This window comes from Burkholderia sp. BCC0097 (genome assembly GCF_902832985.1).
Taxonomy (GTDB): Bacteria; Pseudomonadota; Gammaproteobacteria; order Burkholderiales; family Burkholderiaceae; genus Burkholderia; species Burkholderia orbicola.
This window is the reverse complement of the sequence record NZ_CADFDM010000001.1, coordinates 447,084-472,094: the sequence shown is the minus strand read 5'-3', so window position 1 is coordinate 472,094 and position 25,011 is coordinate 447,084. Positions and strand designations below refer to the sequence as shown.

At 64.5% G+C, this 25,011-nt stretch carries 23 protein-coding genes and 1 pseudogene; 8 read left to right on the top strand and 16 right to left on the bottom strand.

Annotated elements, in window-relative coordinates; all coding sequences use genetic code 11:
• Positions 1-113 precede the first annotated feature (113 nt).
• Together HWX07_RS02030 and HWX07_RS02025 are read left to right on the top strand one after the other, a co-directional pair.
• Positions 114-1,355: an MFS transporter gene (locus HWX07_RS02030; protein WP_175874987.1), complete on the top strand. Its 1,242-nt coding sequence runs from the start codon at positions 114-116 to the stop codon at positions 1,353-1,355.
• 53 nt (positions 1,356-1,408) lie between these two features.
• A pseudogene (locus HWX07_RS02025) lies at positions 1,409-1,570 on the top strand (salicylate biosynthesis isochorismate synthase); the annotation flags it as partial.
• Between the two features lie 13 nt (positions 1,571-1,583).
• Here the strand turns inward: HWX07_RS02025 and HWX07_RS02020 are convergent.
• The gene (locus tag HWX07_RS02020) at positions 1,584-2,468 is read right to left on the bottom strand and encodes a LysR family transcriptional regulator (RefSeq protein WP_175874986.1); all 885 of its coding nucleotides are present in this window, start codon (positions 2,466-2,468) and stop codon (positions 1,584-1,586) included.
• 78 nt (positions 2,469-2,546) lie between these two features.
• Between HWX07_RS02020 and HWX07_RS02015 the strand changes: the two genes are divergently transcribed.
• Positions 2,547-3,848, top strand: a complete 1,302-nt coding sequence (locus HWX07_RS02015) for an aspartate aminotransferase family protein (RefSeq protein WP_175874985.1) — start codon at positions 2,547-2,549, stop codon at positions 3,846-3,848.
• Positions 3,849-3,984: 136 nt separating this feature from the next.
• Here the strand turns inward: HWX07_RS02015 and HWX07_RS02010 are convergent, their stop codons facing one another.
• Positions 3,985-4,626 carry a DUF2878 domain-containing protein gene (locus HWX07_RS02010; RefSeq protein WP_175874984.1) on the bottom strand — a complete coding sequence of 214 codons (642 nt, stop codon included), beginning with the start codon at positions 4,624-4,626 and terminating at the stop codon, positions 3,985-3,987.
• A 270-nt stretch (positions 4,627-4,896) separates the two neighbouring features.
• Positions 4,897-5,646, bottom strand: a complete 750-nt coding sequence (locus HWX07_RS02005) for an SDR family oxidoreductase (protein WP_175874983.1) — start codon at positions 5,644-5,646, stop codon at positions 4,897-4,899.
• Between the two features lie 41 nt (positions 5,647-5,687).
• On the opposite strand from HWX07_RS02005, the gene HWX07_RS02000 reads away from it, so the two are divergent.
• The 3 genes from HWX07_RS02000 (at position 5,688) to HWX07_RS01990 (ending at position 8,024) form a co-directional block, all read left to right on the top strand.
• Positions 5,688-6,665, top strand: coding sequence for an AraC family transcriptional regulator (locus tag HWX07_RS02000; RefSeq protein WP_175874982.1), 978 nt, complete (start codon positions 5,688-5,690; stop codon positions 6,663-6,665).
• A 73-nt stretch (positions 6,666-6,738) separates the two neighbouring features.
• Positions 6,739-7,572: an AraC family transcriptional regulator gene (locus tag HWX07_RS01995; protein ID WP_124623084.1), complete on the top strand. Its 834-nt coding sequence runs from the start codon at positions 6,739-6,741 to the stop codon at positions 7,570-7,572.
• Positions 7,573-7,616: 44 nt separating this feature from the next.
• On the top strand, positions 7,617-8,024 hold the full coding sequence (locus HWX07_RS01990; protein ID WP_006484757.1) for a DUF2000 domain-containing protein: 408 nt from the start codon (positions 7,617-7,619) through the stop codon (positions 8,022-8,024).
• 29 nt (positions 8,025-8,053) lie between these two features.
• Here the strand turns inward: HWX07_RS01990 and HWX07_RS01985 are convergent, their stop codons facing one another.
• The 4 genes from HWX07_RS01985 to HWX07_RS01970 form a co-directional block, all read right to left on the bottom strand.
• Positions 8,054-8,404: a VOC family protein gene (locus HWX07_RS01985; RefSeq protein WP_175874981.1), complete on the bottom strand. Its 351-nt coding sequence runs from the start codon at positions 8,402-8,404 to the stop codon at positions 8,054-8,056.
• Positions 8,405-8,469: 65 nt separating this feature from the next.
• Positions 8,470-9,393 carry a DMT family transporter gene (locus HWX07_RS01980; protein WP_175874980.1) on the bottom strand — a complete coding sequence of 308 codons (924 nt, stop codon included), beginning with the start codon at positions 9,391-9,393 and terminating at the stop codon, positions 8,470-8,472.
• A 13-nt stretch (positions 9,394-9,406) separates the two neighbouring features.
• Positions 9,407-10,393 carry a 2OG-Fe(II) oxygenase family protein gene (locus HWX07_RS01975; RefSeq protein ID WP_175874979.1) on the bottom strand — a complete coding sequence of 329 codons (987 nt, stop codon included), beginning with the start codon at positions 10,391-10,393 and terminating at the stop codon, positions 9,407-9,409.
• A 29-nt stretch (positions 10,394-10,422) separates the two neighbouring features.
• Positions 10,423-11,403: a hypothetical protein gene (locus HWX07_RS01970; protein ID WP_175874978.1), complete on the bottom strand. Its 981-nt coding sequence runs from the start codon at positions 11,401-11,403 to the stop codon at positions 10,423-10,425.
• 132 nt (positions 11,404-11,535) lie between these two features.
• Between HWX07_RS01970 and HWX07_RS01965 the strand changes: the two genes are divergently transcribed.
• Positions 11,536-12,387, top strand: coding sequence for a LysR substrate-binding domain-containing protein (locus HWX07_RS01965; RefSeq protein WP_006480717.1), 852 nt, complete (start codon positions 11,536-11,538; stop codon positions 12,385-12,387).
• A 93-nt stretch (positions 12,388-12,480) separates the two neighbouring features.
• Here the strand turns inward: HWX07_RS01965 and HWX07_RS01960 are convergent, their stop codons facing one another.
• The 6 genes from HWX07_RS01960 to HWX07_RS01935 all read right to left on the bottom strand — a co-directional run bounded on the left by HWX07_RS01960 (position 12,481) and on the right by HWX07_RS01935 (position 18,155).
• Entirely contained in the window at positions 12,481-13,182 is a 702-nt protein-coding gene (locus HWX07_RS01960) for an ABC transporter ATP-binding protein (RefSeq protein WP_011694813.1), read from the bottom strand.
• A complete protein-coding gene (livG, locus tag HWX07_RS01955) occupies positions 13,182-13,955 on the bottom strand; it encodes a high-affinity branched-chain amino acid ABC transporter ATP-binding protein LivG (RefSeq protein ID WP_006480715.1) in 774 nt (257 codons plus the stop codon). Before livG ends, HWX07_RS01960 begins: the two co-directional genes overlap by 1 nt.
• Positions 13,952-15,223, bottom strand: a complete 1,272-nt coding sequence (locus HWX07_RS01950) for a high-affinity branched-chain amino acid ABC transporter permease LivM (protein ID WP_012339585.1) — start codon at positions 15,221-15,223, stop codon at positions 13,952-13,954. Before HWX07_RS01950 ends, livG begins: the two co-directional genes overlap by 4 nt.
• 11 nt (positions 15,224-15,234) lie before the next feature.
• Complete coding sequence (gene livH, locus HWX07_RS01945; RefSeq protein ID WP_012339584.1) at positions 15,235-16,161, bottom strand: high-affinity branched-chain amino acid ABC transporter permease LivH; 927 nt, start codon at positions 16,159-16,161, stop codon at positions 15,235-15,237.
• Between the two features lie 183 nt (positions 16,162-16,344).
• Complete coding sequence (locus HWX07_RS01940; RefSeq protein WP_175874977.1) at positions 16,345-17,463, bottom strand: branched-chain amino acid ABC transporter substrate-binding protein; 1,119 nt, start codon at positions 17,461-17,463, stop codon at positions 16,345-16,347.
• Positions 17,464-17,762: 299 nt separating this feature from the next.
• Complete coding sequence (locus HWX07_RS01935; RefSeq protein WP_175874976.1) at positions 17,763-18,155, bottom strand: hypothetical protein; 393 nt, start codon at positions 18,153-18,155, stop codon at positions 17,763-17,765.
• Between the two features lie 92 nt (positions 18,156-18,247).
• Here HWX07_RS01935 and HWX07_RS01930 point away from each other — a divergent pair, with 92 nt between their 5' ends.
• A complete protein-coding gene (locus HWX07_RS01930; protein ID WP_175874975.1) occupies positions 18,248-18,901 on the top strand; it encodes a hypothetical protein in 654 nt (217 codons plus the stop codon).
• Positions 18,902-19,061: 160 nt separating this feature from the next.
• On the opposite strand, the gene HWX07_RS01925 is transcribed toward HWX07_RS01930, so the two are convergent.
• The 3 genes from HWX07_RS01925 to HWX07_RS01915 all read right to left on the bottom strand — a co-directional run bounded on the left by HWX07_RS01925 (position 19,062) and on the right by HWX07_RS01915 (position 25,007).
• Positions 19,062-19,301 carry a hypothetical protein gene (locus HWX07_RS01925; RefSeq protein ID WP_244129909.1) on the bottom strand — a complete coding sequence of 80 codons (240 nt, stop codon included), beginning with the start codon at positions 19,299-19,301 and terminating at the stop codon, positions 19,062-19,064.
• Between the two features lie 405 nt (positions 19,302-19,706).
• Positions 19,707-20,504: a hypothetical protein gene (locus HWX07_RS01920; protein ID WP_175874974.1), complete on the bottom strand. Its 798-nt coding sequence runs from the start codon at positions 20,502-20,504 to the stop codon at positions 19,707-19,709.
• A 6-nt stretch (positions 20,505-20,510) separates the two neighbouring features.
• Positions 20,511-25,007, bottom strand: a complete 4,497-nt coding sequence (locus HWX07_RS01915; RefSeq protein ID WP_175874973.1) for a DUF6531 domain-containing protein — start codon at positions 25,005-25,007, stop codon at positions 20,511-20,513.
• Between the last annotated feature and the right edge of the window lie 4 nt (positions 25,008-25,011).

Here is a 25,011-nt window from a genome sequence, read left to right as displayed (position 1 = left end):
GATTGGCCTGTCGGCCAGTGTTAAAACATATGGCTTCGGTTCATTTCATATATTGGACATATACATGACCGTGCGCAAGAATTCGTGTATTCCGTCGCACATCGAGTGCTTTCATGTCCCCCGCTTCGATTTCCCGCTCCCTGCCCGGCACGCAGAACGCCGCACCCGATGCACTGCCGGCCGGCGTGTCCCCGCGCTCGGCCGCGTACAAGCGCATCGCGTTCGCGCTGTTCCTCGCCGGCTTTTCCACTTTCTCGCTGCTGTACTGCGTGCAGCCGCTGCTGCCCGCGTTTGCACACGAGTTCAACGTCGGCGCGGCATCGAGTTCGCTCTCGCTGTCGTTGTCGACCGGGATGCTCGCGGTATCGATCCTGTGCGCCGGCGCGCTGTCCGAACGGGTCGGGCGGCGCGGGCTGATGTTCGCGTCGATGACGCTGGCCGCGCTGTTCAACCTGCTCGCCGCGTGGTCGCCGAGCTGGCACCTGCTGCTGGTCTGGCGTGCGCTCGAAGGCTTCGCGCTGGGCGGTGTGCCGGCGGTGGCGATGGCCTATCTCGCGGAAGAAATCGCCGCCGACGGGCTCGGCTTCTCGATGGGGCTCTATGTCGGCGGGACCGCGTTCGGCGGCATGATCGGACGGATCGGGATGAGCGCGCTCGAGGAGCACTTCTCGTGGCGCACGGCGATGCTGTCGATCGGCGTCGTCGATCTGCTCGCGGCGATCGCGTTCGCGATGCTGCTGCCGGCCTCGCGACGCTTCGTGAAGCGCACCGACCTGACGCTGCGTCACCACCTGCGGCTGTGGCACGCGCAACTGCGCCACGCGCGCCTGCCGTTCGTGTTCGCGATCGGCTTCCTCGTGATGGGCGCGTTCGTGACGATCTACAACTACGCCGGGTTCCGGCTCATGGCGGCGCCGTTCAACCTGAGCCCGACCGCGTGCGGGCTGATCTTCGGCGCGTACCTGTTCGGGATGGTGTCGTCATCGAGCGCCGGCGCGCTCGCCGATCGCCTCGGGCGGGCGCCGGTGCTGGTCAGCGGCATCGTCGTGTTCGCGGCGGGCCTCGCGCTGACGCTGTCGCACTCGCTCGTCGCGATCGTCGTCGGCATCGTGCTCGTGACGATTGGCTTCTTCGTCGCCCACTCGGTCGCGAGCGGCTGGGTCGGCGCGCTCGCGGGCGCCGCGAAGGGGCATGCGGCTTCGCTGTATCTGCTCGCCTACTACGTCGGGTCGAGCGTGCTCGGCTCGGTCGGTGGGGCGTTCTGGCAACGCGGCGCGTGGACGAGCGTCGCCGCGTACATCGCGGTGCTGCTCGTCATCGCATTGCTGGCCGCGCGGCGCTTGAGTCGCGCTTGAGTCGCGCTTGAGCCGCGCGTGATGCGGCGCGGACGACAATCGCAAGCTCGGCGGTGTTCGCGGGCTGCGGCATCGTCGCCGAGTCCGAGCCGCTCGACGAATATCAGGAAACCGAACTGAAGCTGGCGGGCATGCGGACAGCGATCCGCGTGCTCGACGCGGCGGCGGAGACGCCTGGGCGCACGCAGGTGTCGCCTTCGTCGATGGTCGACTGATTCGCGTCGACCGTCAAAGCAACGGCAGCGTTTGCCGGATATGGTCGGCGAATACGGCCGTCAAGTGCGACGGCCGCTTTCGGTCGAACCTCAGCGTAATGCCCACCGCCGGCAACGGCGGCAAGCGCGGATCGCCGTTGACTATCGCGAGGTCGGCCGGCACGGCCGTCTGCGTCATCACCGCGAACGCCTGGCCCGAACGCACCAGCGCGATCAGCCCGGCGAGGCTGCTGCTCGCATACGCGACGCGGTAGTCGCGGCCGGCGCGGTTCAACGCGTCGCACGCCGCGAGGTGATCGAGCGTGTCGCGATCGGACAGCGCGAGCGGCAGCGGATCGAAATGCGCGGGTGCGAGCCCCGGATAGCCGATCCAGACCAGTGGCTCGCGACGAATGACGTCGTCGGTCGCGCCGTCGTCCGGCACGGAAATCATCGCCAGATCGACCGCGCGCTTCTCCAGCTGTTCGACGAGCCGCGGCGTCGGCCCGCAGACGACTTCGACGATCGCCTGCGGATGCTGGCTCGAAAACTGCCGCAGCAGCGACGGCAGCCACACTTGCGCGTAATCGTCCGGGCACCCGAACCGGATCGTCCCCGACAGCCCCGTGCCGCACAGGTCGGCCATCGCCTCGTCGTGCAGCCGCAGGATGCGCTGCGCATGCACGAGCAGCCGCTCGCCCGGCTGCGTCAGCACCACGCCGCGGCCGGTGCGCTGGAACAGCGGCTGGTCGACCACTTCCTCGAGCCGCTTCATCTGCTGGCTGAGCGCGGATTGCGTGCGGCCGACGCGCGCGGCCGCGCGGCTCAGCGCGCGTACCTCGGCGATCACGATGAACGAGCGCAGCAGGTCGATTTCGAGCGAAAGCGCCAAGGTATTAGCCCCTTTTCTAGCTTGCATTAGAACTATTCGATTCCATCACACCAGACGCGCGCCTAGACTGCAAGCGATCCCTGCCCTTTTGCCCGGAGCCGCCCGATGTCCCTGAACGACGACGCAACCTTCTGGCGCAACGCCAGGCAGCACCTGGTCCGCTACGGCGGCACGTTCGAGCCGATGATCGTGGAGCGCGCGAAAGGCAGCTTCGTCTACGACGCCGACGGCCGCGCGATCCTCGATTTCACGTCGGGCCAGATGAGCGCGGTGCTCGGCCACAGCCATCCGGAAATCGTGTCCGTGATCGGCGAATACGCGGGCAAGCTCGACCACCTGTTCAGCGGGATGCTGTCACGGCCGGTCGTCGATCTCGCGACGCGCCTGGCCGACCTCACGCCCGCCGGCCTCGACCGCGCGCTGCTGCTCAGCACCGGCGCGGAATCGAACGAGGCGGCGATCCGGATGGCGAAGCTCGTCACCGGCAAGTACGAGATCGTCGGCTTCGCGCAGTCGTGGCACGGGATGACGGGCGCCGCCGCGTCGGCCACGTACAGCGCCGGCCGCAAGGGCGTCGGCCCCGCGGCGGTCGGCTCGTTCGCGATTCCGGCCCCGTTCGCGTACCGGCCGCGCTTCGAGCGCAACGGCGCGTATGACCCGCTGGCCGAACTCGACTACGCGTTCGACCTGATCGACCGCCAGTCGAGCGGCAATCTCGCCGCGTTCATCGCGGAGCCGATCCTCAGCTCGGGCGGGATCATCGAGCTGCCGCAAGGCTATATGGCCGCGCTCAAGCGCAAGTGCGAGGAACGCGGCATGCTGCTGATCCTCGACGAGGCGCAGACGGGCGTCGGCCGCACCGGCACGATGTTCGCGTGCCAGCGCGACGGCGTGACGCCCGACATCCTGACGCTGTCGAAGACGCTCGGCGCCGGGCTGCCGCTCGCGGCGATGGTCACGTCCGCGGCCATCGAGGAGCGCGCGCACGAGCTCGGCTACCTGTTCTACACGACACACGTATCCGACCCGCTGCCGGCGGCGGTCGGCCTGCGTGTGCTCGACGTCGTGCAGCGCGACGGCCTCGTCGCGCGCGCCAACACGATGGGCGACCGGCTGCGGCGCGGCCTGCTCGACCTGATGGAGCGCTTCGACTGCATCGGCGACGTGCGCGGGCGCGGGCTGCTGCTCGGCGTCGAGATCGTCAAGGATCGCCGCACCAAGGAGCCGGCGGACGGGCTCGGCGCGAAGATCACGCGCGAGTGCATGAAGCTCGGGCTCAGCATGAACATCGTGCAGTTGCCCGGCATGGGCGGCGTGTTCCGGATCGCGCCGCCGCTGACCGTCAGCGACGACGAGATCGACCTCGGCCTGTCGCTGCTGGAGCAGGCGATCACGCGCGCGCTGTAATCCCGCGCGCGTCGCAACACGCTGCTCCGCGTTGCACACTCCACTGTCGCGGCCAGCCGTTTCGGTCGGCGTGCTTCCCGCGCTGGTTTCACACGAATCGCCCCTTTGCGACGGGCGATTCGTTGTACTGATGTCTCTACGCCGTGGTTCCGTGTGACAAGTTCGCGGGGGTCGCTTGGGGCAGGCCGGCGCGGACCCATCGGGCGATCGTGACGGCAAGCGGGCCACCGTTCAGGTACACGCAAGCCAACCAGTAAGGAACGCCGAAGAACTGCTTGAGCGCGGGCGCATAGTCGAAGAAACCCCACATCGACAGCAGTCCCTCGCAAAGAGGACCGGATACGGCAAGCAGCAGGGACAGGACGACGATTTGCGCACGGTATTCGGACGTCAACGCGATACGTACGACCCACAATGCGACAAGCGCCAGCGTCAGTTCGGTTGGATGGGAAACGCCCCACACCCCGGAGGAAAAGTATGCCGCGTGAACGAGCACGAACGGCAACACCAGCTCCGACAACGACGAAGGCGTCGCATTCTTCGTGAAGAGAGACGTGACGGCCAGGATCAGCGCGGCACCGGCGATGAAGACCAGCCAGACGAGTACGGATTGACCGTCAACGTATGGGCCGACGTTGTAGCTCAACAGGCCATTGCGCACGTGATAGAAATGGTCGCCGAAACTGAACAGTCCCAATCCGGCGAGCAGCACGCTGATCAAGGCCCTGTAACCAGCGGATCGCACCGCCGTGCCCGCCTGCATTGTCGCGTCGTTCATACGTGTCTCCTCCGTTTTGTTGACTGCGCATAGGCGCCATCGGCCGCGCGCAATCGTTACATTGACAACTGTCATTGTGGACGAGGCTCGTCCGTAGTCAAGGAGGGAGTCGGTAATTGGAGGAAGGTGCCTAACGTACGTCGCCTCGAATGGCGGGAGCGCTTCAGCGCGCGGCGAGGGGCACCCGCGCGCTGCAACGTAACGCCGTTCTCGACCTCACCCGATCCGTCGCGCCGGCTCAACCAGCCGGCGCGACGGACTCCCGATCGTTCAACCCGCTTCCGCGGCCCACGCTAGCGCATCGGCGCCGGCCGGTATGCGCATCGGGCTGGACGGATCGGTCGCCGCGCGCCACACGGCTTCGGCGACGTCTTGCGCATGGGTGATCGGCCCCGACGCATCGAGCATCCGCGCGACGGCCTTGCCGACGAAGTCTGCATACGCTTCGTGCTCGAAGCCGTGCATGTTGGCTCGTGCGTTGTCGGAGAAACGCGTGTCGGGCGCGCGGCCCGGCAGCACGAGATGCGCGCGCACGCCGAACGGTTCGAGCTCGGCCGCCATCGATTCCGTATAGGCATTGACTGCCGCCTTGCTCGCGCGATACGCGCTGACCAGCGGCAGCGCTTTCAGCGTGACGCTCGACGTGACGTTCACGACCACGCCGGCCCCGCGCGCGCGAAACTGCGGCAGCACGGCTTGCGTCACCGCGATCGTGCCGATCGTGTTGGTGTCGAACAGCGCGCGCACCGTGTCGAACGGCATGAGTTCGGCCGGTGCGGCCGCGCCGAAGCCCGCGTTGTTGACGAGCACGTCGATCGGGCCGGCGGCGTCGATCGCGGCGCGAATGCTGTCCGCGTTCGTCACGTCCAGCGGCAGCACGCGCAAGCGCTCCGACGGCGGCAGCACGTCGTCGTTCGGCTTGCGCATCGTCGCGACGACCTCCCAGTCGCGCGCCAGGAAATAGCGCGCGATTTCAAGGCCGAAGCCGGAAGAACAGCCGGTAATCAGTACGGTCTTCATGCGAACTCCTCGGGTGTGTTGAGCATGTGTCCGTACGATAGATGGGGGAAGCCGTATTCGCTACAATCGACAATCCGCTTTTCTTTTGCGAGAGTCCGGCGATGATCGATCCGCTGACCGAAGTCGTGACGCTGCTACAACCGGGCGCGCGGTACTCGAAGTACGTCCGTGGCGCGAGCCCGTGGGCGATCAGCCGCACGGTCGCCGGCGAGCCGTTCTATTGCGCGGTCCTCGATGGCGGCTGCCGGATCGCGATCGACGGGCACGCGCCGATCGAGCTGCTGGCCGGCGATTTCATGCTGATTCCGGCGGCCTACGGCGTGGCGATGTCGAGCCTCGAACCGCCGCCGCCGGGCGTCGACACCGCGCCGCCCGTCATGCTCGACCACGGCGAATACCGGATCGGCGATCCGGCCAATCCGGTCGACACGCGGATGATGGCCGGCAACTGCAGCTTCGGTTCGCCCGACGCGGCGCTGCTGGTGTCGTTGCTGCCCCGCTTCGTGCACGTACGCGGTGAGCCGCGGCTGACCACGCTCGTGCAACTGGTGCGCGACGAATCGCGCGCGCAGCGGCCCGCCCGCGAAATCGTGCTGGCGCGCCTGCTGGAAGTGCTGCTGATCGAGGCGATGCGGTTCACGACCGGCACGCATGCATCGCCCGGCCTCGTGCGCGGGCTCGCCGACAGCCGCCTCGCCGCGGCGCTGCGCCGGATGCACGAGCGCCCCGCGCACCCGTGGACGATCGTCGAACTCGCGAAGGAAGCCGCGCTGTCGCGCTCGACGTTCTTCGAACGCTTCAGCCGCGCGGTCGGCGTCGCGCCGATGGAGTACCTGCTCACATGGCGCATGGCGCTCGCGAAGGATCTGCTCCGCCGCAACGAAGGGCGCATCGCGGAGATCGCGGCGCGCGTCGGCTACAGCTCGGCGAGCACCTTCAGCGTCGCGTTCGCGCGGCACGTCGGCCGGCCGCCCGCGCAATATGCGCGCGACGAACAAGCGATGGTGAGCGAATCATGACCCGCACTCGTCCTCCCTGTTCCGCCACCCGCAACCCCGTTTCGTCGCGCCACGACGACGTTCGAGGCCCCCGATGACGACCGACCACTGGCTCGTCGCGCGCCGCGACGCGGAAACCGGCATCGAAAGCCTGCACGCGCATTTCAACGGCCATGCGTACGATGCGCACGATCACGACGACATGCTGGTCGGCTTCACCGAACAGGGCGTGCAGCGCTTTCAGTGCCACCGCTCGCTGCATACCAGCGTGCCGGGCCGCGCGATCCTGATCGAGCCGGGCGCGATGCACGATGGCCACGCGCCCGAAGCCGGCGGCTTCACGTACGGGATGCTGTACCTGCCGCAAGCGTGGGTCGAGCGCGCCGCGCGCCGGCTCGACCTGCCGGGCCTCGGCAGCGTCGAAGCCACGTTCGGCCATACGCTCGTCGACGATCGCGGCCTCGTCGATGCGATCCGGAACGCGTTCTTCGCGATCCACGACAACGAAGGCCGGCTCGCGCGCGACCAGACGCTCGACCGCCTGCTGATACGGCTCGGCAGTCAACTGGGCGGCCCGCTCGCACTGGAAAGCGGCGTCGTGCCGCCCGCGATCGCGCGCGTGCGCGACCTGCTGCACGCACATATGGACGGCAACCTCGGCCTCGACGAACTCGCGAGCGTCGCCGGCATCGACCGGTTCCGGCTCACGCGGATGTTCCAGCGCGCGTTCGGCACGTCGCCGCACGCATACCTCGTGCGCTTGCGGCTGCGCGCCGCGCGCAAGCTGCTCGCGGCCGGCCGCACGCCCGCACAGGCGGCGGCCGACGTCGGCTTCGCCGACCAGAGCCACCTCGGCCGCTGGTTCCGCCGCGCGTACCGGATCACGCCGGCCGCGTACCGGCAACTCTGCACAAACGTTCCAGACTGATCGCGCACGGCATCGGATCATGGGCGCTCCAACCAGGAGCAAGCATGTTCGATACCAAAGTAGCGCTGATCGTGCGCGACGATCTCGCCGCGTGGCAAAAACTCAACGTGGTCGCATTTCTCGCGACGGGCGTCGCGGCCGGTGCGCCGGACGCACTGGGCGAGCCCTACGAGGATGCGGCCGGGCGCCGCTACAGCCGGATGCTGGGCCAGCCGATGCTGGTGTTCGCGGCCGATCTGAACGGATTGCAGGCCGCGCACCGGCAGGCGCTGTCGCGCGAACTGACGATCGTGCCCTACGTGCGCGCGATGTTTTCGACCGGACACGATGCGGCCAACCGCGCGGCGTTTCGCGCCGAGGATGCGGACAATCCGGATCTGGTCGGCCTGGCGTTGCACGGGCCGAAGAAGGCCGTCGACAAGGCGGTGAAGGGGCTGGCGTTGCATGCGTGAACGCCGCGTGCCCGACTCGCCGTCGCCGCTCAGCGATGCGCGAGCACGTTGACGAGCTTGCCGAACGGGTCGCGCACGTAAAACCGCCGCACGCCCCACGGCTCGTCGGCCGGCCCGTACTCGACCGAAATGCCGGCCGCCCGGACCCGCGCGAGCGCATCGTCGACATCGTCGACCTCGATCGACAGATCGGGCGTCGGCGTGCCCGATCCACCGTGCGACGCGAAGCTGATCTGCACGTCCATCTGCTCGGCGTTGCCGTAGGTCGCGATCCAGCCGTGGTCCATCAGCAGGTCGAGACCGAAGATCCGTTGATAGAAGCGCTTTGCATCGTCGATCGAGCGCGTGTCGACGTTGGCGACAATCCGTTTGACTTTCATCGGGGTCCTTCACGAGCCGGGCAGTCTCGCGAAGCTACACCGGAATCGCGCGCGCAACCAGTGCGTCAGCGGCCGGCCGTCTCCAGGTCCGCGCAGCGCGGCCGCGCGGGCCGCGCACCTGGCTTGCCGGCCAGCCAGACGCCGACCGCGACCACGACGATGCCGACGTAGGTCGTCACCTCGATCCGGTCGCCGAACATCCACGCGGCCCACAACAGCGTCACCGGCGGTTCGAGATAGACGAGCGTCGCCACGCGCGTCGCCGGCATGCGCTTGAGCAGCGCCCACAGCGACAGGTAAGCGATGAAGGTCGAGAACACCGTCAGCCACACGACCGACACCCACACGTTCGGCTGCGTCGGCACGTGCAGGTCGCCGGTGACGATCCCGCACGCCGCGAACAGCACGAGGCTCACGCCACCCTGCACGAACAGCGGCAGGAACAGCCCGTCCTCGTTGCTGCGCGCGGCCGTCAGCGCGCGGCGGCGCTGATAGATCGTCGCGATCGACAGCCCGAACGCGGACACCAGCGGCAGCAGGTACATGACGATCCCGACCGCCCCGGCCGGCAGCGCATATTGGCCGCCGATCACGATGCCCACGCCGACGAACCCGACGACGAGCCCGGCCCACTGCCGCGCCCCGCTGCGCTCGCTGCCGCCGAACGACGTCATCGCCGCCGTGATGAGCGGCTGCAACGCCGCGACGATCGCGGCGATGCCCGGCGGCAGGCCATGCTGGATCGCGACGTACACGCAGGCCAGATAGAGGAACTGCGACAGGAAGCCGATCACCGCGTGATAGCGGATTTTCTCGAGCGTCAGGCGCCCGAGCTGCCGATTGAGGACGATCGCGAGGCACAGCGTGACGAGCAGGAACCGCCAGAACAGCAGGTTGAACGCGCCGGCCGTCTCCGCGCCGAGCTTGGCGCCGATGAACCCGGAACTCCACGACAGGACGAAAACGAGTTGAAGCAGGAAGATCTGCATGGCGCGACGGTTCTCAGAAAGTGGCCGGAGCCAGGCGCTGGTCGCCCAGATCGTCCGGCCGGATCGGTTCGAGCCCCAGGCGGCGGTACTGCAGCTCGGCGTCGTCCCTGAGGGCACGCTGCAGCGCCAGCCAGTTCACGACGGTGCGCGCGATGCCGTCGTCCGACGCGAGATGCCAGAACCCGTTGTCGTCCTCGCGCGTGTACGGGCAATGAAACGACAGCACCAGCGACATGCGACGCCCGGCCTCGACCGGTTCGACGCCATGAAACAGCTTGCTGCCGTAGATCAGCAACGCATCGCCCGCGTGGTCCAGATCCGCGGTCCTCACGTGCCGGCGCTCGGGATCGTGGCGATCGAACGTTTCCGCCCTCGATTCGTAGAACAGAAAGTTGCCGCCGGCGTAATCGGCGCGATCCGACAGCACGATGTTCAGCACGAAGCTGGTGCCGTCGGTGTGCCACATACCGAGTTGCGCCTTGCCGTCGCGCTGATCCGTCGGATAGTAGTAGTTGAACTGCGCGCGCGCATTGGCCATCGGATACGGGATCAACGGCACACCGGCGAGGCGCGACACCCGCAGCAGGAACGCGCGGTCGTGCATCATGTCGTCGATGAAGCGCGAGCGGTTCGTCACCGCACGCACCCGCTTCGAGATGATCCAGTTGCTGCTCGACGCGCTGCGCTCCAGCGCGCGGCCGATCTCGCGCAGCGCACTCACCGCTTCGTCGGAGAACAACCCGCGCAGGTGACACACCGCATTCAGCGCATCCGAGCGCGTGCCGCGCATCGGCACGTCGCGATAACCGAGATCGTCGAGGTTGCGGCGGTAGCGCACCTCGTAGCCGTCGCGCAGGCACGCGCCGCTCCAGCGCATCGGTTCCGTCGATGCGTCGAGCGTGCCCCCGACGTTCGCGCCGCCCGACAGCGACGTCTGCAACGCCAGCTTCACCCGGCCGAACCCGCGCGCAAATACCGGCAATGCATGTCCCTTGTCCATCGCGTGCCTCGCTGTCGACGTTTCGCCATTCATCCCTTGAACTGCGCAATCTGGTACACGACGCTGCCGTCCCCGCTGTGTAATTCGTCGATCACGCGGCAATTGCCGTGGCTCAGGCGGACGTGGCGAAATTGCTCCGGCGTGTATTTCAGGCAGACGTTGGTGATCAGATGCCCGGCGGCCCCCGCTTTCGACACCGGCTGCAGCGTGACCGCCACATGGAACTGGTCGCCGAGCAGGTTGAGCCGCACGATCGAGACATGATGCTTGCCGTGCGGCTCGAAGCCCTGCTGCCGGCTGACGATTTCGGAGAACCGCACCATGTTCTCGTTCTGGTAGAAGTTGTAGATGGGCTCTTCGCGCCCTTCCACGAGCAACTGCATCTCCGACACGACGTAAGTCGACTTGCCGCCGAGATTGCGAATCAGCCGGCCGATCGTCACCGGCAACTCGTTGCCTTCCTGGAACCCGAGCATCGTGATGAAGGTCACGTCCTGACCCAGGTCGATATGGTTCCACTGCACGTTCCGGTAATCGTCGGCGATGTAGTTGAAGCAACCGGGCGTTTTCAGGAACGGCATGATCGCGTGCCGCATCGCGTCTTCCGACGACTCGTTGATGTCGACGGCCGTGTAACGCAGATGATCCGGCCCGCCGCCGCTGACCGCTTTCACCAGCTCGGTGGTCTTGACCGGCTCGGGCCCCAGCTCGATGTAATGGACATGGCGGCCGCGCGACAACGTCGCGAGCCGCTCGCTCAATGCACCGATCGCTTCGCGCAACGAACCCTTGCCGTCGCGATCCGCGCACAGCGCCGGGCTTCGCACGCCCAGCTCGTTCAGGTTGCGCATCAGCGAAAAGACTTCGCGCCCCGCTTCCCGTCGCCGCGCGTCATCGCCAGTGCGATGCAGCGTCGAATATTTTTCGTGATTCTCGACCGTCCATACCGACTCCGCCTTCAGCTTCCTGTCCCGCACCAATGCATCTACGACAAAATCATTGATCGACATGAATCGTTCCCCGGATGCGTGCAACGCCCGACCGGCTGCCTGCCGTTGTCTGCCTGTTGACCCGAGAATAGGGATGCCCAATAATTCCGTCAATCGACATTACCTGAATCACTGATTCGGAAAAACCAAATCATGCCGCGCACCCTGGACGTCGACCTGCTGCGTACCTTCCACGCCGTCGCGAAGCTCGGCCGCTTCAAGGATGCGGCCGTTCATGTGAACCGCAGCCCGTCGTCCGTCACCGCGCAGATTCAGAAGCTGGAAGAGATGGTCGCGCAGCGGCTGTTTACGCGAAACAATCAGGCAGTCGAACTCACGCAGTTCGGCCACAAGCTGCTGAGCGACACCACCGAGTTTCTGTTGAGCCACGACCGGCTCGTCGAATCGCTGTCGCCGCAGATGCTGACCGGCAAGTTGCGGCTCGGCATCCCCGATTCCTACGCGGCGCACTTCATGGCGGAATTCCTGCCGCGCTTCGCCGCCGACCGGCCGCTGCTCGAACTGACGGTCGAAGCGCGCTCCAGCGAAGAGTTGCAGCTGCTGTTCGCGCGCGGCCAGCTCGACATCACGATCGCCGTGGTGCCGAAAGCGCTGCCGCACGCCGAGCTGCTCAGCAAGACCCATCCGGTGTGGGTCGCCGCGCGCACCTTCAAGTTCAATCCCGATGCGCCGCTGCCGATCGCGGTGCAACTGCAGGGCTGCCCGTACCGCGACACCGCGCTGAATGCGCTGAAGAAGGCGAAGATCGCGCACCGGATGCTGCTCGAGAGCGCCAGTTCGCCGGCGGTCGAAGCGTGTATCGCGAACGGGCTCGCGGTCGGCCTGATCGAGCACGATCGCGTGTCGGGCAACCTGACGAGCCACGTCGCCGGCATCGTGCTGCCCGACCTGCCGCCGCACCTGATCACGGTGCTGACGGACGACAGCAATCGCGCCGCGCTGCATCTGCGCGACGTACTGAAAAGCACGTTCAGGATCGGATAACGAAGACAAGGCCGGGAAACCGGCCTTGCAAGCAGAAACGAACCGCCGGAAAAACTGCCGCCGGCCCGTTGCAGGCCGGCGGCTTCCCGTCGATCAACCGCCGAGATACGCCTGCTTGATGCGGTCGTTCGCGAGCAGGTTCGCGCCCGTGTCGGCCAGCACCACGCGCCCCGTTTCGAGCACGTAGCCGCGATCGGCCACGCCGAGCGCCTTGTTCGCGTTCTGCTCGACGAGGAACACCGTGACGCCTTCGTCGCGGATCGTCCGGATGATGTCGAAGATCTGCGCGATCACGAGCGGCGCGAGGCCGAGCGTCGGTTCGTCGAGCAGCAGCAAACGCGGCTTGCTCATCAGCGCACGGCCGATCGCCAGCATCTGCTGCTCGCCGCCCGACATCGTGCCGGCCCGCTGCGTCGCGCGCTCCTTCAAGCGCGGAAACAGCTTGAACACGTGCTCGATGCCGTCGTCGATTTCATGACGGCTCGCGAAGAAGCCGCCCATCTTCAGGTTCTCGAGCACCGTCAGGCTCGGGAACACGCGCCGCCCTTCCGGCGAGATCGCCATCCCCTGCCGCATGATCTGGTGCGTCGACATCGCGGTGATGTCGTTGCCCTCGAACAGCACGCGGCCCGACGACGCGCGCGGCGTGCCGCATACCGTCATCATCAGCGTCGTCTTGCCGGCGCCGTTGCTGCCGATCAGCGTGACGATCTCGCCCTTGTTCACCTCGATCGACACGCCCGCGAGCGCTTCGACCGCGCCGTAGTGCGTATGGACCTGTTCCAGCTTCAGCATCACTCTTCCCCCAGATACGCCTTGATCACGCGCGGGTCGTTGCGGACCGCTTCCGGCGTGCCGATCACGATCGGCCGGCCGTGCTCCATCACGAGGATGCGGTCGGACACGCCCATCACGAGGCTCATGTCGTGTTCGATCAGCAGCACCGATACGCCGAATTCACGGCGCAGCTTGTCGATCAGGTGCTGCAGCTCGATCTTTTCCTGCGGGTTGAGGCCGGCCGCCGGCTCGTCGAGCATCAAGAGGCGCGGCTCGGTGATCATGCAGCGCGCGATCTCCAGACGCCGCTGGTGCCCGTACGACAGCGTGCCGGCCGGCCGGTTGGCGACCGCCGTCAGCCCCATCCGGTCGAGCCACACGGCCGCGCGCTCGAGCGCTTCCTTCTCGGCGTGACGGTACGCGGGCGTCGCGAACAGGCCGTGCAACAACCCGGCCTTCACCTTGCGGTGCTGGGCGACGAGCAGGTTCTCGACCACGGTCAGCGACTTGAACAGGCGGATGTTCTGGAACGTCCGCACCAGGCCCTTCAACGCGATCTTGTGGCTCGGCAGCCCGGCGATCGCGTGGCCGTCGAGCACGACGTCGCCGCCGGTCGGCTTGTAGAAGCCCCCGACGCAGTTGAACACCGTGGTCTTGCCCGCGCCGTTCGGCCCGATGATCGCGAACACCTCGTCGCGGCGCACGTCGAAATCGATGCCGTCCACCGCGAGCAACCCGCCGAAGCGCATCTGCAGCCCGGCCACCTTCAACAGTTCTGCATTCGCGCTCATTGCGGCAGCTCCACATGAGGACGGCTCGCGGGCAGCAGGCCCTGCGGACGCCACATCATCATCAACACCATCACCAGACCGAAGATCAGCATCCGGTATTCGGCGAACCCGCGCGCGACCTCTGGCAGCACGGTCAGCAGGATCGCCGCGAGAATCACGCCGAGCTGTGAGCCCATCCCGCCGAGCACGACGATCGCGAGGATCAGCGCCGATTCGATGAAGGTGAACGATTCAGGATTCACGAGGCCCTGACGCGCCGCGAAGAACGCGCCGCCGATGCCCGCGAACGCCGCGCCGAGCGTGAACGCCGACAGCTTGATGCGCGTCGGGTTCAGGCCGAGCGAACGGCATGCGATCTCGTCGTCGCGCAGCGCTTCCCATGCGCGGCCCATCGGCATGCGGATCAGGCGGCTCGTCACGAACAGCGTGAAGCCCACCAGCAGCAGCGCGATCAGGTACAGGAAGATCACCATGTGCTCGCCGCTGTACTCCAGCCCGATCAGTTCATGGAAGGTCTTCGCGCCTTCGACGCTCGCCGAGCGCGCCATCTCGAAGCCGAACACCGTCGGCTTCGGAATGCTCGAGATGCCGTCCGGGCCGCCGGTGAGGCTCGTCAGGTTGTTCGCGAGCAGGCGGATGATTTCGCCGAAGCCGAGCGTGACGATCGCCAGATAGTCGCCGCGCAGGCGCAGCACCGGGAAGCCCAGCAGGAAGCCGAACGTCGCCGCGGCGATCGCCGCGATCGGCAGGCACTCCCAGAACGACAGCCCGAAATACTGGTTCAGCATCGCGTACGTATAGCCGCCGACCGCGTAGAACCCGACGTAGCCGAGATCCAGCAGCCCCGCGAAACCGACCACGATGTTCAGCCCGAGGCCGAGGATCACGTAGATCAGCGCGAGCGTCGCGACGTCCACCGCGCCGCGCGAGCCGAAGAACGGCCACACGAGCCCCACCGCGAGCAGCACCCAGATGATCACGCGCTGCTGCTGCGCGCCCATCGTCGGCGCCGCCGGCAGCTTCACGGCCGCTTTCGCGCGCATCAGCCACGGCTTGAACAACTGGAACAGGAACACGGCCGCGACCGCGATCCATACCGGGCGCCAATGCGGCGTCAGCACGACCTGGTAACCATCGAGCTTCAATTGCAGCCCGAGCACCGGAATCGTGAGGATCGCCGTCAGGATCGCGGCGGCCACCGCGTTCTTCAGCGCCTGGCCGACCGACGCGTCGGCGGCCGGGCGGCGAACGGAAATGACTTGACTCATCTGCGTCTCCCTCAAACCTTTTCGATGTCCGACTTGCCGAGCAGGCCGGTCGGGCGGAAGAGCAGGATCAGCACGAGCAGCCCGAACGCGACCACGTCCTTGTACTCGGCCGGCATGTAGCCCGCGGCGAAGGTTTCGGCCAGGCCCAGCAGCACGCCGCCGAGCATCGCGCCCGGAATGCTGCCGATCCCGCCGAGCACCGCGGCGGTGAACGCCTTGATGCCCGCGACGAAGCCGATATACGGATTCAGCTTGCCGATCGTCAGCCCGATCAGCACGCCGCCGACGGCCGCCAGCATCGCGCCGAGCACGAACGTGAACGAGATCACGCGGTTCGTGTCGATGCCGAGCAGGTTCGCCATCTTCATGTCCTCGGCGCACGCGCGGCACGCACGGCCCATCCGCGAATGCGAGATGAACAGCGTGAGCGCGATCATCAGCACGAGCGTCACGCAGACGATCAACAGGCGCGCATACGGAATCGTCACGTCGTAGTCGCCGCCGAGATGGATCTCGAACGCGCCGGAGATCAGCACGGGCACCGACACGTCGCGCGCGCCCTGGCCGATCTGCACGTAGTTCTGCAGGAAGATCGACATGCCGATCGCGGAGATCAGCGGCACGAGGCGCGGGCCGCCGCGCAGCGGGCGATACGCGACGCGCTCGACCGCGAAGCCGTACAGGCCGGTGACGATCACCGACACGATCAGCGCGGCGCCGAGCACGAGCGGCAGCGGATAGCCGGCGGAGATGCCGATGGCCGTCAGGGTCACGAGGCCCACGTACGCGCCGATCATGTAGATCTCGCCGTGGGCGAAGTTGATCATGCCGATGATGCCGTAGACCATCGAATAGCCGATGGCGATCAACGCATAGATCGCACCCAGCGTCAGGCCGTTGACCAGCTGCTGGGCGAATTGAGGAAAGAAGTCAGTCATGTGCGGGAAGCTCCCGTTGGCATTGGGTCGCATGCCGTCGCCGGATCACGGCGGTCGGCGGCGCGCAACGCACGGTGTCGTCTCGGGCCGCCCTCCTTGGCCGCGCACGGGGAATGCGCGGCCAATACGCACCCGCCCCGTCCGGGTTTCGGACAGGGCGGGTGCACGGGCGGGTACTCCGTCTTACTTGGCGGCGGTCTTCGTCGCGTCCTTGTGCCACGTGTACACGACGAACTTGAACGCCTTCAGGTCGCCCTGTGCGTCATACGCGACCTTGCCGATCGGCGTGTCGAACGTCGTCTTGTGCATGTACGCGGCGACCTTCGTCGGGTCGGTCGTCTTCGCTCCCGCGATCGAGTCGGCGATGATCTTCACCGCGGCGTACGCCGGCATCTGGAACGGGCCGTTCGGGTCGCGCTTCTTGTCCGCGAACGCCTTCACGAGCGCCACGTTGGCCGGATCGGCCGAGAAGTCGGCCGGCAGCGTGACCAGCATGCCTTCCGAAGCCGGGCCGGCGATCGCCGTCACGTCCTTGTTGCCCACGCCTTCAGGCCCCATGAAAGTCGCCTTCACGCCCTGCTCGCGCGCCTGGCGCATCAGCAGGCCCATTTCCGGGTGGTAGCCGCCGAAGTAGACGAAATCGACGCCTTGCGACTTCAGCTTCGTGATGATCGCCGAGTAGTCCGAATCGCCGGCGTTGATGCCTTCGAACAGCACGACCGGGATCTTCGCGGCTTCGAGGTCCTTCTTCACCGACGACGCGATGCCCTGGCCGTACGACTGCTTGTCGTGCAGGACCGCGACCTTCTTCGGCTTCACGTTGTTGATGATGTAGTGCGCGGCGGCCGGGCCTTGCTGGTCGTCGCGGCCGATCGTGCGGAAGATGAAGTGGCGCTTCTTGCCTTCCGTCAGCTGCGGCGCGGTGGCCGACGGCGTGACCATCACGATGCCTTCGTTCTCGTAGATGTCCGACGCGGGGATCGTCGAGCCCGAGCACACGTGGCCGATCACGTACTTGATCTTCTGGCTGACGATCTTGTTGGCGACGGCGACGGCCTGCTTCGGTTCGCACGCGTCGTCCATCATCACGACTTCAAACTTGTTGCCGCCCGCACCGCCGGCTGCGTTGATCTGTTCGATCGCGGTCAGCGCGCCGGCCTTCACCATGTCGCCGTACTGGGCGACCGAGCCGCTCATCGGACCAGCGATGGCGATCTTCACGGTTTCCGCTTGCGCGGCGGCGGCGCCGGCGGCGAACAGCACGGCGGCGACGGAAATGGACGTAAGACGGGACAGCGTCATCTGGGAGCTCCTCGATGTTGTTTAGTCATACGGGCAAAGGCGGCATGACTTGCGCAATCGAACAGCACCCGGGGCGAGGACATGGACACGCCCGAGACACATAGAAGACGGAACTCCAGCGGAATGTTGCGTAGCGGGGCCCGGCTCTTGCAGTCCCCGAAGGGGACGTCTGGTTCGGAAAGACATCGTGATGCGTCTTGCATTGCGCAAGCGTTTCGCCTGCCCCGCTTGCCAACTGCTCGTTCGGAGGGATGGTCCGACAGCCGTTGGCAAGGCAACCGAAATTATATGGGCGTTTTTTAATCGTCTGTCAAAAATGCCTGTCGACCGAGGGAAAACACGTAGGTTTTTGAGATAGGCGGGTGGCGATCGCGGCGCAACCTCGGGGAGACGAGAACGTTTGCTTCGAGTGCAATCAGGTTGCTATTTGGCAAGATGGTGGGAGCTGGCTCCTTGTTGGGCTTGGCGTTCGGCGATGGAGACTCCCCGGTGATGCGTTTTTTAGGTTGCCAAGGGCCCTGGTCGCTGGAAATCAATCGACTGATGATTGTGTGAGCACGCACCATGACGAGGCGCTCGGTGAGACGGAAATTCTTACTGTTTATCTGCGAAACTAAACAATCTGAAAGCTTTTTGAGATTTCCATGAAATAATACGAACTCGCTTCTGCAATCCAGCCAGCCTCCCTGCAAGTCGCGTTCGCCGCGTCTCGCAGTCGCTTCAGGGCCGCTTCGACGCACCCTCGTCGCTCAGCCGCCAGCCAGTGATCTGCCGTTTTTGTTCAATGCACATCACCTGCTTCGGATCGCCCATGAATTGCCCCATCCGCCTCTCTTCCGCCGCCGCGATCGCGTGCGCGCTTTCTGTTTCTGCCGCCCATGCCTCGGGACGCGATACGCTGACCGATCGGCCGGCCGGTGCGAACGTGTTTCGCTCGGAGCGGCTTGCGGCCGCCCGGGATGATGGACATCCGGCACGTATGAGCCGCCGACGGGTGCAGTTCGCTGCGCCTGCCGAACGTAGCCCGTTCGATACGCCGGATACGCGGCCGTTGCGGGTGACGAGCGATGCGCTGGTGGCGCCGCTGCCCGCTTCTTCCGGGCGTGAACCCGATTTCGTCTTGCCGCCGAACCGCGTCGCGCTGGGCGCGGGCGGGAGCGATAGTCTGGGTCGCGCAGTGCCCGGGTATGAGCAGCGCGAGCAGAACTGGAATGAATACCTGCGCGCGAACGGCTCTCGGTTTGCTGCAAGGGGCGGTTCGTATGCGCCGCAGCGGCCGTACGAGGCGCCGCGCGGTCCGCATGGGGCGCCGAATCCGTTCGATCCGTCGGTGCCGCAGCCGGAGACGCGGACGTTTTATGACAATGGATCCGGGACGAAGTGCACGGCTACCGGTGGTGCGGGGACGTCGCGGTCGTCTTGCGATATTGCTTGGTGAGGTGGGGTTTTGGGGTAGCTGCCGCTTAGGGCTGGTCTACGCATACCACGAGAAATTTTCGTCACGAAAAAGACAAGTGCACAGCTCACCTCGTTCGCCCCCCGTTTATCCGCTGTGCATTGACGTCGAGAATCTTGCCGCGACCTACCATCATCTCAGTTCAGCAGGGAAAATCACCCTTTTTATAGCTATCCCACAGCACTTTAACCGGCCAGCTATCCACTTTCTCAGCCAACATACTCTTCGCGATCAGTTCGACGTCGTCGGAAACCCTTCCTGCGATGTCGAGATTTCCGGAAGCATGAAACGAGAGCTTGAACGCTTTTTCTCTAACAGAGTCCAGGAATCTCTCGTCATCAGCGGGGAGGAAAAATCCGTCGACCTCGTCGAATGCCTGCATCCAGCGACCGTCAAACTAGATGGCGTCCCTTTTATCAAGCACGTCGTCGAAGTCCAAGCAAGATAAAAAATCAAAGAAATCCGACCTTGATATCTCCACATCAATATCAATCAAAATTTTGTTTACCATTGCACAACACCCAATCGCCAAGCCAGTTGCATCGTCACGGCGCTACTATTTGATATAAATTCCTCTCCCTTCAGGGCGACGACGATTGCCAACTGCGTGCCGTGAATCGCCGGACTCGACATGTCGAAAAGTATGTGGCCTTCTTTCACTTCGGCACGAAGCTTTTGGGGTGCGGCAGCTCCGCCGCCGTGCCGCGGTAGTCGTTCTCCGCCCTCCATGGCGCACGAATGTGAACCAGACGAGGGGCTTAGGATTCGCACCGCTCCGAGAATGGTCTCAGGGCAGTTTCCGCGCCGGCTTATTCGCCGGTGCTTTTTGCCAAGCGAGCAATACTCCAGCTTCTCCACAAGCGTTGTTTACTTCGGCCAAGTCCGTCTCCTTGACCGTCCAGAGCCACATATTGTTTGGAATACCTTTCAAGGAACCTCGCGATGAATCAGATATGATCCACTCCCTCAATGAAAGGTCGTTGATGCGAATTTCCAAATGATTCTCGTTAAGCACATTCAGAGGATAAATCATTCTGAGTTTTGCTCGTTCGTAACTCGCCGAACCTGGCACTCTACCGGGAAGTTCTCGCGTGAAAAGAGAAGTATTCTCAAAAGGAAAAATCCTAACCAAATTTACACCAGTCGAGTATTTATATGCAATCGACGATTTTTCTGCATCGTACGCTATGGCGTATTTGCAACTCAAGCGCCCAACAACATCCTCAAGAAATTTTTCTATTTCGCCATCTATCTCGCGCACCGCTCTCTCGATCTGAACATCGATAAATGACAGCCCACCAAATTCCGGGACGTTATGACCAAACGAAATAGCCGGAGCACCACCCATCTTTCCCTCGTTAAATACTTGGAATGCAGAAACCTCCCCATTCAATATTTTTGCCCTCAGGTCGGAGAGAGACGTTTCGTGATCATCAATCGTCCTCTCCCCACCTCGAACGACGAATTCCAAAAATATTGCCCTAGTTGCTTCTGAACCAAATTGATGAAATAGACCTTCAGCCAGCTCAAGAGCGGATACGATCTGCCTCGGATCTGTCCCATAGATTACGATTCCCGTGCTCATATTTCCTCAAATCCCTGATATCAAATTATCCAAATCCGTCTTTATCGTTTGCGCGTCATACGGATGCTCAAACACAAGAATATCCCCGCGCTCATTTGGGGGAAGATTTTGCATTGCATCATAATTACGCGTTGTTAGCGTTCGCAATTTCGTCCCCATATCGGTCCGGGATGCCATTTCGATCGCATGCACCCTACCATTAATATCTACCGCCATAATGTCGGGGCGTCGGGCTGAAACGGCATTATCAGTAGCAAAATTGTAGGATCGATTCAGATAAATTTCCTTGAATTTCCCACTCATCGCAAGCTTGTTGGCAATCACCTCTGAGAACTGATCGTGTCCTGGTGTTCCGTCCTTCTGCCCCTTGCCGTATATCTTCGTTCCATTGACTTCCCGTTCTGGGCATTGCTGTAACCCGAACGGATCAACCCACTCGCTGGGTTCATGAACGTAGCCCTGGGTCCGGAATCCACCCGCAAGCCCGAGCGGATCAATGCTCAGATACTGGGCTGAGTCCGGGTCGTAATAGCGATGCAGGTTGTAATGCAGACCCAATTCTTCGTCGAACCATTGTCCAGGGAACCGCAACGTCGCATCGATGGGCACGGCATCGCCGTCGTTAGCTGCGCCTCGTACCGGCAACACTTTCCCCCAGAGTGTATGGGAGGCCTTGAAGATCCTCTTGCCGCGTACGTCGAACACCGCCTTCGCCTGACCGATCTGATCGGTCACGATAGGGTACAGACCGTCATTAGTCTCCTGCGCCAGCGGCGAGAAGGTCCCCGGTTCGATATGCCACGTCACCACCTGTCCGGTCGTACCATCCCGCTGCTCGATCCAGCGCTCGGCAAGCGTCGACCCGTCCCACAGGAACTTCACCGTTTCGCGGCCGCCGACTTGCTGCTTCTCGATCCGGCGATTGAAAGCGTCATAGCGATACGCCCAAACACCGCGCTCGGGCGTAACGACCTTCACGAGCCGATTGAGGCCATCCCACGTGTATTGCCACGTTTTCGGCCTGAACCCTGGCTGTTCGACCGTCTTCTCGATCGTGCGGCCACGTGCATCGTATTGATAGCGTGCGTAGCCGACCTGTTCCGGCAGACCTCCGCGGCGATAGTGGTGGGCATCCACCGGTGCCCGTTGCCCGTGCGCGGCAATGTTCATCACAGCGTCGTAGCGGAAGTGCTCGCTCGGCTGCAGCAGACTTTCTGCGCAGATGATCTGGCCGCGCTCATCGCGCTGGTAGGTGAACGTATCCGCGCCGGTGTCGACTCGCTCCAGTTGTCCGGCTGCGTCGTAGTGATAGACCTGTCGCGTCAATTGCTCGAGCGCCCGGGCCGGATCGGCTTGCAACGCATCGAAGGCTACCGCAGGCCCTGCAATCTGCCGGCGTATACGGCCGAGCGCATCGTACTGTTGCTGCGCGACAAAATCTCCCGCCTGCCGCCCGATCTCGCGCCCTAAACCATCGCGCCGGATCGTCAGCCCGGCTACCTGCGTGAGCGCACCCAGTGCATCATAGGCATAGGCCGTCTCCCGCCGAGGCGTCAGCCGAAGGCGCCGCTGCCCATCCGCGTCGTAGACGTGCCGCAACAGTTCGCCATGCTGATCTTCCCCGATCAAGCGGCCGTTCCTGTCGTAGGCAAAGCGCGTCACATGAACGTGCTCACCCTGGACCTCCGCCGACGCCAGTCGTCCGCTTGCATCGTAGCGGTAAGCAAGCTTCACGTCGCCGGCATCGATCTCGATGAGCCGGTCGGATGCATCGTACGTATAGCGCCACTGGCCACCGTCGGGCAGTGTCTTCGTCAGCAGGCGGCCGACGGCATCGCGCTCGTATCGAGTCGCGCGGCCACCCCAGTCGATCTCGGCCGCGAGACGCCCGGCAGCGTCGTAGCGGTACGTGTAAGTCTCTCCCAGCGCATTGATGACCTTCGTCAGCCGGGTGGCATGGTCGTACTCGAAACGCGTTGCATGACCGGCCGCGTCGATCGACGCCGTGAGCAAATCGAACGGGCCATAGGTTCGCCGGATCGTACGTCCGAGCGGATCGATCCACTCGACGGGCAGGCTCTCGCTGTTATATCGCGCCCTCGACACCGAGCCATCGGGGCGCGTGATCGCGCTCAGCAAGCCGCGCGGATTTGCCGGGCCGTCCGCATAGTCGTAACGCGTCACGTGCCCGTCGGGCGACGTCTCCTCGAGCAGCCGGCCCAGCACATCAATCTTGCGCCTGAAGCGCGCACCTGTCGGCAGCTCGATGTCGGTCAGCCGCAAGCGATCATCGTAGTCCAGGCGCGTCTCGCGATCACCCTGAACCACCCGCAGTAGTTCGCCTCGGGGGCCGTAGCGATAGGCAGTTCTGTTGCCGTCCGGCTCGGTACGAGCAATCAACCGATACAGATGGTCATACTCGAGCCTGATCCGGCCGCCGTTCGGCAAGCGCGTGCCGGTAAGGCGCTGCTCGTCGTCATAGTCGAACTCGACCGTCCTCCCCGAGCTTTCGACGACCGAAGTCAGTTGACCACGCTCGTCGTACCGATAGTCCGTCCGTCGACCCAGCGGATCGACCCGAGCCATCAAGCGACCAAGCTCCCATTCGGAGTAAGTGCAATGGCCGAGCGGATCGGTTTCGGCCGTTACAAGACCTTCATCGTCATAGTCATAGGTCCATTCTCCGTCGACATCGATCACCCGAGTGCGCCCGGCCTCGTAGATGAACCGACCTGTGTGATAACCCTGCTGCGTGCCGGTCTCGACTACACGACCAGCGGTGTCGTACCGATATCGAACGTCGGTCTGGTCCGTATCCCGCCACTGGGTCATCCAGCCGTGTTCGTCGTATGCGTAGTAGAACTGGCCAAACTGGAAGCTCGCCACGTGGGTAAGCATGCCATTCTGGTAGTCGTAGTCCACGAGTGTCCGAGAGCCACCGTCCGCATCGTGAAGAACGATCCGCTCCAGCCGTCGGTCGCGCCCGTCACAAACAATCTCGAGCCGATAGCCGTCGCTATGGGCCATACCACTCAAACGGCCGGCAATATCGTACGAGAGAACGATCGCGTTACCGTCGAGGTCCTCGATCCGTTCGAGACGAGACGAACGCCCATCGACGAGCGGCGCGAAAATACGTAGTTGCCGCGTATCGCGATCGAAGATGCGCGGTTCGAGCCGGCTTCCGACCAGCCGATAACGCGGCTCGCGCAAGTTGATGCCGTTGAGCGCCATATCCGGCGCGTCAAAGCCGATCGCGAGGCCGGCGCCGTCGTGGAATCTCACGAAGCGGCCGCCATCGAACGTCAGTTGCTGCGACCAGTTGTCCGACCAGCGGTGACCGAGCAATCCGTGATCGTCCGATCGAGTCCGATAGCGTCGCTTGAACTCGAGAGGCAGGATGCCGGGAATGACGAGATCCGTACGGATCTCGAGCATTTCTCCGGAGACCGGATCAACCGGGTCCTTGCACGTCGGCCGGTTCTCGTCCTTGATGCCCTTCTGTTCCGCGGACCGGGTGGGCTCGGGCTTGAATTTTTCGCGCAACCCCCGCAGCCCCTTGCCGGCAAATTTTCCGACTCCGCCTCCTACGATCCCTCCGAGCAAACCCGCCAGGAATTCCTGGGTCGCGGACAATTCCGGGTTCTTCGGACCGTAGTGTCCAGTCGTCTTGTCGATCCAGATGCTGTTGCGCCCCGAATTGACCTTGCCGCTACAGTGCGTTTCGTGGCCGATCCGCACCAGCGGCAGGCCGTTGACGAACACGGTCTTGCTGCCGTCGACGAGTGCCTGCGGCACGCCGGAATGGTGATCGCATTTCACCAGGTCCGTGACACGCGCCACCTTCTTGCCTTCGAAGTACACGTTGCTCGAACCGGTGACGATCTCGCCACAGTTGGTGCCCATGCTCTGGCTCGCCGACGCGAGCGCACTACCCAGCGTCAGGCCGCCCGCCATGCACGCGCCGACGATCAGCGCGCCGGCGAGTCCGCCTGTCGCCACGGTCGCCGCCACCGCCACGCCAATCGCGACCCCCACGGCAATACCGGCGAGAATCCCCATAAAACCCGACGAGTGCGCGATCCGATCGCCAATGCAGGCGGGGTGCGGGTCGCCGCGACCGATCGTGAGGCCGAGCGCGTCGCCAACCTGCGTGAATTCCTTTGACAGCCAGCCGGTCACGCCAACCTTGTCGAGCGCCCACGCACCGCCAACCGCAATCGCCAGCGGAAGCATGACGGTGCCCGCCGCAACCGCGCCCGCACCCAGTGCCGCCCCGCCGGTCGCACCACCCGCCAGCGCCGTACCGGCGGCACCCAGCCCGGCGGCCGTTCCCTCAACGGCGGTCAGGCCCGCATCGGCGCCGAGCATTCCATAGTTGAGGTGTTCGTAAAACGGCCGCTCGGCTGCTTTCGCGGCTTCACCGTCCTCCAGCCTGGCGATCTGATCGAGCCGCTCCTGGGCGCTGCCGCCCGGCTCGCTGTAATTCGGCGTGTCCGACATTGCG